We start from the raw sequence: 10,237 nt of genomic DNA on the forward strand, positions 1-10,237 counted from the left end.
GGCTACTGACCAAGTGGCTTCTCGCTGACCGCGCCACCGGCGCTCTCCGCGGGCGCCGGGGTGGCGGGAGTGGACTCCGCCGCGGGCGTCCCCCCGGTCGGCAACGCTTCGCCCCGCATCGACGCCCGGATCTGCTCCAACCGGGAGTGACCGGCCATCTGCACCCCGGCCTGCTCGACCTCGAGCATGCGGCCCTGCACCGAACCCTGCGCGAGTTCGGCCGAACCGATCGCGTTGGCGTACCGGCGTTCGATCTTGTCGCGCACCTCGTCGAGGCTGGGCACGTTGCCGGGCGCGGCGATCTCGCTCATCGATCGCAGCGAGGCGCTCACCTGTTCCTGCATCTTCGCCTGCTCGAGCTGGCTGAGCAGCTTGGTGCGCTCGGCGATCTTCTGCTGCAGCACCATCGCGTTCTGCTCAACCGCCTTCTTGGCCTGGGCGGCCGCGTTCAGCGCCTGATCGTGCAGCGTCTTGAGGTCCTCGACGCTCTGCTCGGCGGTCACCAGCTGGGCCGCGAACGCCTCGGCGGCGTTGTTGTACTCGGTGGCCTTGGCGGCGTCGCCGCCTGCGGTGGCCTGGTCGGCCAGCGTCAGGGCCTGACGCACGTTGACCTGCAGCTTTTCGATATCGGCGAGTTGCCGGTTGAGCCGCATCTCCAGTTGCCGCTGGTTGCCGATCACCTGCGCCGCCTGCTGGGTCAGCGCCTGGTGCGTGCGTTGCGCCTCCTCGATGGCCTGCTGGATCTGCACCTTGGGGTCGGCATGCTCGTCGATTTTCGCGTTGAACAGCGCCGTGAGGTACTTCCACGCCTTGACGAACGGATTGGCCATGAGTTAGCTCCACCTTCGCTTCTTGAGGGGCCGGATGAGCCCGGACGGGCCCTGCGCCTGTCGCTCAATTTAGTGGGTTGGCGCCGATCGCCCCACCCCTTGCGCGGGATCCGCCTCGCCGGCGCTCAGGCCAGCGCCAGCGACGCCACCGGCGGAATGACGACCTTGGTGCTGACGTCGATGCTGGTGCCGGCCGGGGCTTCCCTGGGCGCGCCGATGGCCGCCCGCTCCTGGCCGGCCATCCGCTCGCCGGCATGGGTGAGAACCGACGACAACGGGACGTCCAACGCGTCACAGATCGCATTGAGCAGTTCGCTGGACGGCTCCTTGCGGCCGCGCTCGACCTCGGACAGATAACCGAGGCTCACTCGCGCCGAATCGGACACCTCACGCAGCGTCCGGCCCTGTGTCGTGCGGGCCTCGCGCAGCACGTCGCCGATGACCTCGCGCACCAATGACGGCATCCCGCCCTCCTTCGTCCAATCCGCCCTGCGCGGCACGTCCCCAGCTTGCCTCCGGCAGGTGCTCATTAGGTGAACGCCGCCCGCGGTGGTCTGGTTCCCGTTCGGGGACCGAAATCAGCCGGTCGTCCGGCGCACCTCCCGAACGGTCGACACCACGTAGTCGATCCCGGTGATCACCGTCAGCACGATCGCCGCGCCCATCACCACGGCCGCGGCCACCCGGAACGGCCCCGCCAGCGGCAGGACGAACAATCCGATGGCCAACACCTGCACCACGGTCTTGAGCTTGCCGCCCCAACTGGCCGGGATGACTCCGCGGCGGATCACGGCCAACCGCAGCACGGTGATTCCGAATTCGCGGACCAGGATCACCACGGTTACCCACCACGGCAGCTCACCGAGCATCGACAACCCGATCAGCGCCGATCCCACCAGCGTCTTGTCCGCGATCGGGTCGACGAACGCGCCGAATTCCGTTGCCATGCCGTAGTTACGGGCCAGGAGGCCGTCCAGCCGATCGGTGATGCAGGCCACCGCGAAGATGAGGAAAGCCACCACCCGGAAACCGGCTTGCCGGCCGTCGCCGGCGAACAGGGCGAGCAGAAAGACCGGCACCAGCACCAGCCGCAACAGCGTCAGCGTATTGGCGAGGTTGGCGATATTCGCGCGCCCTATCACCGGACCCGTCTGCGGCTGCCCCGACACGGCAACAGAATAACGGTTGACCAGCGCAGCCGTCCCCGATGCCGATACTGTTAGCCGTGAGCAGAAGTCCGCAGGGCTACCGGCCGCTGGTTCGGCGAGCGCGAACGTCCGATGTTCCCGCCATCAAGCAACTGGTCGACACGTACGCGGGAAAGATCCTGCTCGAAAAGAATCTCGTGACGCTCTACGAGGCCGTTCAGGAGTTCTGGGTGGCCGAGCACGAGGGCCGGGTGGTCGGTTGCGGGGCGCTGCACGTGCTGTGGGCCGACCTCGGCGAGGTGCGTACGGTCGCGGTCAACCCGGCGATGACCGGCCACGGCATCGGCCACGCGATCGTCGACCGGCTGCTGGAGGTCGCCCGCGAGTTGGCGCTCAAGCGGCTGTTCGTGCTGACCTTCGAGACGGAGTTCTTCGCCCGGCACGGGTTCACCGAGATCGAGGGCACCCCGGTCACCGCCGAGGTGTTCGAGGAGATGTGCCGCTCCTACGACATCGGCGTGGCCGAGTTTCTGGACCTCAGCTACGTCAAGCCGAACATTCTCGGCAACTCGCGGATGCTGCTGGTGCTCTAAGCCGATCGAGCCGCCGAACGTGTACCGGCCGCGAAAGTTGGCCCGGGTTTTCGCAGTGAGCGCACGTCCCGCGCTATTCGGAGCCGGGATCCCCGCCGTCGGCGTCGCTGCCACCCCGGATCAACGCCAGCGTTCCCGCCAGTTCGTCGGGCTTGACCAGCACCTCACGCGCCTTGGACCCCTCGGACGGCCCGACGATGCCGCGGGTCTCCATCAGGTCCATCAGCCGGCCGGCCTTGGCGAAGCCGACGCGCAGCTTGCGCTGCAGCATCGAGGTCGAGCCGAACTGGCTGGACACCACCAGCTCGACGGCCTGCAGGAACACGTCCATGTCGTCGCCGATGTCCGGGTCGGCGTCGGTGCGTTCGCCGGCGGGCTTGGCGGTGGTGACGCCGTCGGTGTACTCGGGTTCGGCCTGGTCCTTACAGGCGGTGACGACGGCCTGGATCTCCTCGTCGGTGATGAACGCGCCCTGCAAGCGGACTGGCTTTCCCGCGCCCATCGGCAGGAACAGGCCGTCGCCCATGCCGATCAGCTTCTCCGCGCCGGCCTGATCCAGGATCACCCGGCTGTCGGTGAGCGACGACGTCGCGAACGCCAGCCGGGACGGCACGTTGGTCTTGATGAGTCCGGTGACCACGTCCACCGACGGGCGCTGGGTGGCCAGCACCAGGTGGATGCCTGCGGCGCGCGCCTTTTGGGTGATCCGCACGATCGCGTCCTCGACGTCGCGCGGCGCGGTCATCATCAGGTCGGCCAGCTCGTCGACGATCGCCACCACGTACGGGTAGGGCCGGTACTCGCGCTGGCTGCCCAGCGGCGCGGTGATGGCCCCGGAGCGCACCTTGTCGTTGAAGTCGTCGATGTGCCGGACCCGCGACGCCTGCATGTCCTGGTAGCGCTGCTCCATCTCCTCGACCAGCCAGGCCAGCGCGGCCGCCGCCTTCTTGGGCTGCGTGATGATCGGGGTGATCAGGTGCGGAATGCCTTCGTACGGCGTGAGTTCCACCATCTTCGGGTCGATCAGGATCATCCTGACCTCTTCCGGGGTGGCCCGGGCCAGCAGCGATACCAGCATCGAGTTGACGAAGCTGGACTTACCGGATCCGGTGGAGCCCGCGACCAGCAGGTGCGGCATCTTGGCCAGGTTGGCTGAGATGAAGTCGCCCTCGATGTCCTTGCCGAGCCCGATGATCAACGGGTGGTGGTCGCGTCGGGTCGACGGCGCGGTGAGCACGTCGGCCAGCCGCACCATTTCGCGGTCGGTGTTGGGCACCTCGATGCCCACGGCCGACTTGCCGGGGATGGGCGCCAGCATGCGCACGCTTTCGGTGGCCACCGCGTAGGCGATGTTCTTCTGCAGCGCGGTGATCTTCTCGACCTTCACACCCGGTCCGAGCTCGACCTCGTAGCGGGTGACGGTGGGTCCGCGGGTGCAGCCGGTGACGGCCGCGTCCACCTTGAACTGGGTCAGCACCTCGGTGATGGCGTCGGCCATGACGTTGTTGGCGGCGCTGCGCTTCTTGGGCGGGTCCCCCGCCACCAGCAGGCTCAGCGACGGCAGCGTGTACGGCCCCTCGACGACCCGGTCCAGCTCGATGGTGGCCTGCTTGTCCGCCGACCGTCCGCGCTTGCGGCCGCGCGGCGCGCCGGGTTCCAAGGCGGGTTCGGGCATGGTGGGAATGTCGTCCTGCAGCGCGGCCTGGGCATCGTCGTCCGGCGACCACGCCGGCGGCGCCTCGTCCTGGACGGAGGACGTGTCGTCGTAGTGGTTGTCGGGCTCCGCCTCGGCGGCGTCGTCGAACTCGTCGGCATAGTCGTAGGGCTCGTCGTCGTAGTCCTCGTCGACGAACCGGGTGTGGAACAGGTTGCGCATCACCACGGGCACCTCCCGGATGGTGGTGCCCGTCAACAGCAACAGGCCGAACATGAAGCCGATGAACAGCAGCGGCGCGGCGATCCAGGGCGTCAGCCCGTCCGAGAGCGGCCCGCCGATGGCGAAGCCGACGAATCCCGCCGCACGACGGCGTGCTTCCGGGTCTCCCGGCGAACCGGACCACAGATGGCGCAGGCCGAGCACCGACAGGGTGATCAGGCTGGCACCCAGGATCAGCCTGGGGCGCACGTCGGGGTTGGGCTCGGTCCGCATCAGGGCCACCCCCACCGCGGCGGTGACGACCGGCAGCGCCAGCACGCCGGCGCCGATGAAGGTCCGCAACAGGGTGTCGACCCACGCGCCGACCGGCCCAGCGGCGTGGAACCACGAGCTGGCCGCGACCACCACGGAAAAGCCCAGCAAAAGCAGCGCGATTCCGTCGCGGCGGTGTCCGGGGTCGATGTCGCGGGCCCGCCCGATCGACCGGGCCGCGCCGCCGGTCCCCCGGGCGGCCATCAGCCAGGTGGCGCGCATGGCGCGGCCGCAGGTCAGCCCGATTCCGACCAGTGGCGAGTGGTGGCGCCGCCGGGTGGGCTTGCTGACCTTCCGGCGAGGCGCCGCTGGTCGCGCACCTCGGGGCCGGCTGGCCCGCGAAGGGGCCTTTGACCTGCTCGTTCGACTTCCGGAGCGGGCGGCGGTCTTACTGGGCATGACGGCAAGAGTAGTCGCAACGGCATCATCTACACCACCCGCCACACTGGTAACGGTCCGGCTTCTCACGCCTGTGACGGATCGGCCGCCAGGCCGCGTGAGTAGGGTGACATCCGGTGAGTGAAGTAGTGCTCGTCACCATCCCGAAGTGCCCAGGAGGCCATCAATGCCCGTCGTCGTCGTCGCCACCATGACCGTCAAACCGGAATCGGTCGACACCGTTCGCGACATCCTCAGCCGCGCGGTCGAAGAAGTGCACGACGAGCCCGGCTGTCAGCTGTACTCGCTGCACCAATCGGGCGAGACCTTCGTCTTCATCGAGCAATGGGCCGATGAGGAGGCGCTCAAGGCGCACAGCACCTCGCCGGCGATCGGCAAGATGTTCAGCGCGGCCGGCGAACACCTCGACGGTGCCCCCGACATCAAGACGTTGCAGACGATCTCGGCGGGCGATCCGGCCAAAGGGCAGTTGCGTCCCTGATGGCCCCCACGCCGGACGGCCCACTGAAAGGGAAGGTCGCCTTCATCACCGGCGCCGCGCGCGGCCAGGGACGCGCGCACGCGGTGCGGCTGGCCGCCGACGGCGCCGACATCATCGCCGTCGACCTGTGCGACCAGATCGCCAGCGTCCCCTATTCGCTGGCCACACCGGAGGACCTGGCGGCCACCGTGAAGCTCGTCGAGGACACCGGCGCGCGCATCGTCGCCGCTCGTGGCGACGTCCGCGACCGCGAATCGCTGTCCGCGGCACTGCAAGCGGGTCTCGACGAGTTCGGCCGTCTCGACATCGTGGTGGCCAACGCCGGGATCGCTCCCATGCAATCCGGTGACGACGGCTGGCGCGACGTCATCGACGTCAACCTCACCGGCGTCTACCACACCATCAAGGCCGCGATACCCACGATGGTCAAGCAGGGCACGGGCGGGTCGATCGTGCTGATCAGCTCCAGCGCCGGGCTGGCCGGCGTGGGCAGCCCGGACGCCGGTTCGGTGGGTTACGCCGCCGCCAAGCACGGGGTGGTCGGGTTGATGCGGGTCTACGCGAATCTGCTTGCCGGGCAGATGATCCGGGTCAACTCCATTCATCCGTCCGGCGTCGAGACGCCGATGATCAACAACGAGTTCACCCGCGAGTGGCTGGCCAAGATGGCCGCCGCGACCGACACGCCGGGGGCGATGGGCAACGCCATGCCGGTGGAGGTGCTGGACGCCGAAGACATCGCCAACGCGGTGGCGTGGCTGGTGTCCGATCAGGCCCGCTACATCACCGGCGTCACCCTGCCCGTCGACGCGGGCTTTTTGAACAAGTAGCGGTCATGGCGCGAAATCCGGTGGCTCAGACGGCGTTCGGCCCGATGGTGTTGGCCGCGGTCGAGCAGAACGAGCCGCCCGGGCGCCGCCTGGTGGACGACGATTTCGCCGAGCTGTTTTTACCCGCCCCATTGCGGTGGCTGGTCGGCGCGACGCGCTTCGCCCCGTTTCGTCATCTGATGATCCGAGCCTCGGAGTTCACCGGGCCCGGGCTGTGGGCGAATCTGGCCTGCCGCAAGCGATTTATCGCCGACAAGCTCACGGAGTCGCTCGACGACATCGACGCCGTCGTCATCCTCGGGGCGGGGCTGGACACCCGCGCCTATCTGCTGACGCGGCGGGTCCGCATCCCCGTGTTCGAGGTCGACCTGCCGGTGAACATCGCCCGCAAGTTCAAGGCGGTCCGCCGGGTGCTGGGCGAACCGCCGCTGTCGGTTCGGTTGGTGGCGTTGAACCTCGAGCGGGACGACCTGCTCACCGCGCTCGCCGAGCACGGGTATCGCACCGATTACCGGGTCTTCTTCATCTGCGAGGGCGTCACCCAATACCTGACCGAGGCCACCGTGCGCCGGACGCTGGAGGGGCTGCGCGCGGCGGCGCCCGGCAGCCGCTTGGTGTTCACCTACGTCCGCAGCGATTTCATCGACGGCACGAATCGGTACGGCACCCGCACGCTGTACCGCAACGTCCGCCAGCGGCGGCAACTGTGGCACTTCGGCTTGCAGCCCGACGAAGTTGCCGCATTTCTCGACGAGTACGGCTGGCGGCTGGTTGAGCAGGCCGGGCCCGATGAACTCGCCCAGCGCTACGTCGAGCCCACCGGTCGCAAACTCAAGGCGTCGCAACTGGAGTGGTCGGCCTTCGCGGAGAAGATCTAGCCGGGTCTCAGACCTGATGGTGGCGACCCGCTGCGCCCGGCTGCAACCGATGGTGACGACCCGCTGCGCCCGGCTGCGCCGCGCTTGCGATCGCCACTAGACCTCGATGACGGTCGGTACGATCATCGGCTGCCTGCGGTAGGTTTCGCCCACCCACTTGCCGATGGTGCGCCGCACTGCCTGGGCGATGCGGCTCGGATCGGTGATGTTCTCGGCCATCAGCGCTTCCAGCTCCGCCTCGACCCTGCGCACGGCGGGCTCGAGCGCCTTGGGATCTTCGGAGAATCCGCGCGAATGCAGGTGCGGTGGGACCACCGGACGTCCGCTGCCGCGCTGAACCACCACGGTCACCGCGACGAAACCCGATGACAGGATGAGCCGTTCGCCCAGGGTGATGTCGCCGACGTCGCCGTCGATCAGGCCGTCGACGAACATCTTGCCGACCGGCACCGCCCCGGCTATCGAGGCTTTGCCCGCGACCAGGTCGACACTGACCCCGTTCTCGGCCAGCAGGATTGACTCCTCCGGCACTCCGGTGCGGGCCGCCAGCTTGGAGTTGGCGCGCAGCATCCGCCACGTGCCGTGCACGGGCATGACGTGGCGAGGTCGAATCCCGTTGTACAGGAACAACAGCTCACCGGCATAGGCGTGGCCCGAAACATGAACGCGCGCTTGGGCATTGGTGACAACACGGGCCCCGATCTTGGCAAGCTCGTCGATGACGCCGTAGACCGCCTCCTCGTTGCCCGGGATCAGCGACGACGCCAGCACCACGAGGTCACCCGCGGTGAGCGTGATGCTGCGATGCTCGCCGCGCGACATCCGCGACAACGCCGACATCGGCTCGCCCTGGGTTCCGGTGGTGATCAGCACCACCTTCTCGGGCGGCATCATCTCGGCGGCGCCGATGTCGATCACGTCGGAATCCGCCACCCGCAGGAAGCCGAGCTCTCGGGCGATCCCCATGTTGCGCACCATGGAGCGCCCGACGAACGACACCCTCCGCCCCAATGCCACTGCGGCATCGCTGATTTGCTGAACCCGGTCCACGTTGGAGGCGAAGCACGCCACGATGACGCGGCCGTCGGCGCCGCGGATCAGGCGGTGCAGCGTCGGACCCACTTCGCTTTCCGACGGCCCCACACCGGGCAGCTCGGAGTTGGTCGAATCACACAGGAACAGGTCCACTCCCGCGTCACCGAGCCGGGACATGCCGGGCAGGTCGGTCGGCCGGCCGTCCAGGGGAAGCTGGTCGAGCTTGATGTCGCCGGTGTGCAAAACCGTTCCCGCACCGGTGTGCACGGCGATCGCCAGGGCGTCGGGGATGGAGTGGTTGACGGCGAAGTATTCGCATTCGAACACGCCGTGGCGGCTCTTCTGGCCCTCGGCCACCTCGACGAACACCGGCTTGAGCCGGTGCTCGCGACACTTCGCGGCGACCAGCGCCAGCGTGAATCTCGAACCGACGACCGGAATGTCGAGGCGCAGCTTGAGCAGGAACGGAATTCCGCCGATGTGGTCCTCGTGCGCGTGGGTGAGCACCAGCGCCTCGATGTCGTCGAGCCGGTCCTCGATATGGCGCAGATCCGGCAGGATGAGATCGACCCCGGGCTCGTCGTGGGTCGGGAACATCACCCCGCAGTCGACGATCAACAGCCGGCCCAAGTGCTCGAAAACCGTCATATTGCGGCCGATTTCGCTGATGCCGCCGAGGGCCGTGACCCGCAACCCCCCATTGGCCAACGGGCCTGGCGGGGCGAGGTCTACATCCACTTCTCGGACGCTCCTTGGGTCACCTGAGCACCGACGCCGCACGCATATCGGCGGCCAGCGCGTCGATTTGCTCTACCGTAGCGGGCATTTGCGGCAGGCGGGGATCGCCGGCGTCGATGCCCTGCAGGCGCAAACCCGCCTTGGACATCGTCACCCCGCCCAGGCGGGCCATCGCCTCGCACAGCGGGGCGACGGTGGCGTTGATCTTGCGGGCGGTGGCGATATCCCCGGAATTGAAGGCGGACAACATTTCCCGGAGTTGATTGGAAGCCACGTGAGCAATCACGCTGACGAAGCCGGTGGCCCCCATGGCCAGCCACGGCAGGTTCAGCGCGTCGTCGCCGGAGTAGTAGGCCAGGCCGGTCTCGGCGATGATCTGGCCACCGCCGTGCAGGTCGCCCTTGGCGTCCTTGATCCCGACGATGTTCGGGTGGGCGGCCAAGGCACGGATGGTTTCGGGCTGGATCGGTACCACCGAACGTGGCGGGATGTCGTAGAGCAGCACCGGCAATTCGGTCGCGTCGGCGACGGTGGTGAAATGTGCGACCAGCCCGCTCTGGGGTGGCTTCGAGTAGTACGGCGTGACCACCAGCAATCCATGGGCGCCTTCGGCCGCGCAGGCCTTGGCCAGCCGGACGCTGTGCGCGGTGTCGTAGGTGCCCGCACCGGCGATGACGCGGGCCCGGTCGCCCACCGCCTCCAGCACGACGCGGAGCAACTCTCGTTTCTCGTCGTCCGTGGTGGTCGGCGACTCGCCGGTGGTGCCGGAGACCACCAGCCCGTCACAGCCCGCGTCGATCAGGTGGTGGGCCAATTGCGCGGCGGTGGCGGTGTCGAGGGAGCCGTCGGGGCGAAACGGTGTCACCATCGCGGTCAGCACGGTTCCCAACCGCGCTGGGGCGTCGAATCCGACCGTGGTCACGGTGTTCAGGTTACCTGGCACCGGCAAGCTATTTCGCACCCGCGTGGACGCGCGTTGCCTGACGACCGCCTGTTTAGGCTTCGGTGGGCTACGCGGGATTGCCACCTGCAGCCCTCGCCGGCCGACGCCGGCTCAGGCTTCGGTGGGCTACGCGGGATTGCCACCTGCAGCCCTCGCCGGCCGACGCCGGCTCAG

The 10,237-nt window shown here is 68.2% G+C and carries 10 protein-coding genes; 4 read left to right on the forward strand and 6 right to left on the reverse strand.

The window, feature by feature from the left end; genetic code table 11:
* Nucleotides 1-2: 2 nt before the first annotated feature.
* The 3 genes from pspA to pgsA form a co-directional block, all read right to left on the reverse strand.
* Nucleotides 3-830: a phage shock protein PspA gene (pspA, locus tag EPN51_RS06940; RefSeq protein WP_293039084.1), complete on the reverse strand. Its 828-nt coding sequence runs from the start codon at nucleotides 828-830 to the stop codon at nucleotides 3-5.
* A gap of 125 nt (nucleotides 831-955) precedes the next feature.
* The gene (gene clgR, locus EPN51_RS06945; protein WP_293039087.1) at nucleotides 956-1,294 is read right to left on the reverse strand and encodes a transcriptional regulator ClgR; all 339 of its coding nucleotides are present in this window, start codon (nucleotides 1,292-1,294) and stop codon (nucleotides 956-958) included.
* Nucleotides 1,295-1,408: 114 nt separating this feature from the next.
* A complete protein-coding gene (gene pgsA, locus EPN51_RS06950; protein WP_293039089.1) occupies nucleotides 1,409-1,999 on the reverse strand; it encodes a CDP-diacylglycerol--glycerol-3-phosphate 3-phosphatidyltransferase in 591 nt (196 codons plus the stop codon).
* Nucleotides 2,000-2,055: 56 nt separating this feature from the next.
* Here pgsA and EPN51_RS06955 point away from each other — a divergent pair, with 56 nt between their 5' ends.
* Nucleotides 2,056-2,571 (forward strand): amino-acid N-acetyltransferase, encoded by a 516-nt coding sequence (locus EPN51_RS06955; RefSeq protein WP_293039092.1) that lies wholly within the window; start codon nucleotides 2,056-2,058, stop codon nucleotides 2,569-2,571.
* A 73-nt stretch (nucleotides 2,572-2,644) separates the two neighbouring features.
* Here the strand turns inward: EPN51_RS06955 and EPN51_RS06960 are convergent, their stop codons facing one another.
* Nucleotides 2,645-5,158, reverse strand: coding sequence for a DNA translocase FtsK (locus tag EPN51_RS06960; RefSeq protein ID WP_293039095.1), 2,514 nt, complete (start codon nucleotides 5,156-5,158; stop codon nucleotides 2,645-2,647).
* Between the two features lie 166 nt (nucleotides 5,159-5,324).
* On the opposite strand from EPN51_RS06960, the gene EPN51_RS06965 reads away from it, so the two are divergent.
* Genes EPN51_RS06965 through EPN51_RS06975 form a run of 3 tightly spaced genes read left to right on the forward strand, consistent with a single transcriptional unit; the run spans nucleotide 5,325 to nucleotide 7,347 of the window.
* Nucleotides 5,325-5,639, forward strand: a complete 315-nt coding sequence (locus EPN51_RS06965; protein WP_293039098.1) for a putative quinol monooxygenase — start codon at nucleotides 5,325-5,327, stop codon at nucleotides 5,637-5,639.
* On the forward strand, nucleotides 5,639-6,469 hold the full coding sequence (locus EPN51_RS06970) for a mycofactocin-coupled SDR family oxidoreductase (RefSeq protein WP_293039101.1): 831 nt from the start codon (nucleotides 5,639-5,641) through the stop codon (nucleotides 6,467-6,469). Before EPN51_RS06965 ends, EPN51_RS06970 begins: the two co-directional genes overlap by 1 nt.
* A 5-nt stretch (nucleotides 6,470-6,474) precedes the next feature.
* Entirely contained in the window at nucleotides 6,475-7,347 is an 873-nt protein-coding gene (locus tag EPN51_RS06975) for an SAM-dependent methyltransferase (RefSeq protein WP_293039104.1), read from the forward strand.
* A gap of 96 nt (nucleotides 7,348-7,443) precedes the next feature.
* On the opposite strand, the gene EPN51_RS06980 is transcribed toward EPN51_RS06975, so the two are convergent.
* Together EPN51_RS06980 and dapA are read right to left on the reverse strand one after the other, a co-directional pair.
* Nucleotides 7,444-9,120, reverse strand: coding sequence for a ribonuclease J (locus EPN51_RS06980; protein WP_293039107.1), 1,677 nt, complete (start codon nucleotides 9,118-9,120; stop codon nucleotides 7,444-7,446).
* A 19-nt stretch (nucleotides 9,121-9,139) separates the two neighbouring features.
* Entirely contained in the window at nucleotides 9,140-10,042 is a 903-nt protein-coding gene (dapA, locus tag EPN51_RS06985) for a 4-hydroxy-tetrahydrodipicolinate synthase (protein WP_293039110.1), read from the reverse strand.
* Nucleotides 10,043-10,237: the final 195 nt, after the last annotated feature.

Source organism: Mycobacterium sp., from assembly GCF_004298145.1.
GTDB lineage: Bacteria > Actinomycetota > Actinomycetes > Mycobacteriales > Mycobacteriaceae > Mycobacterium.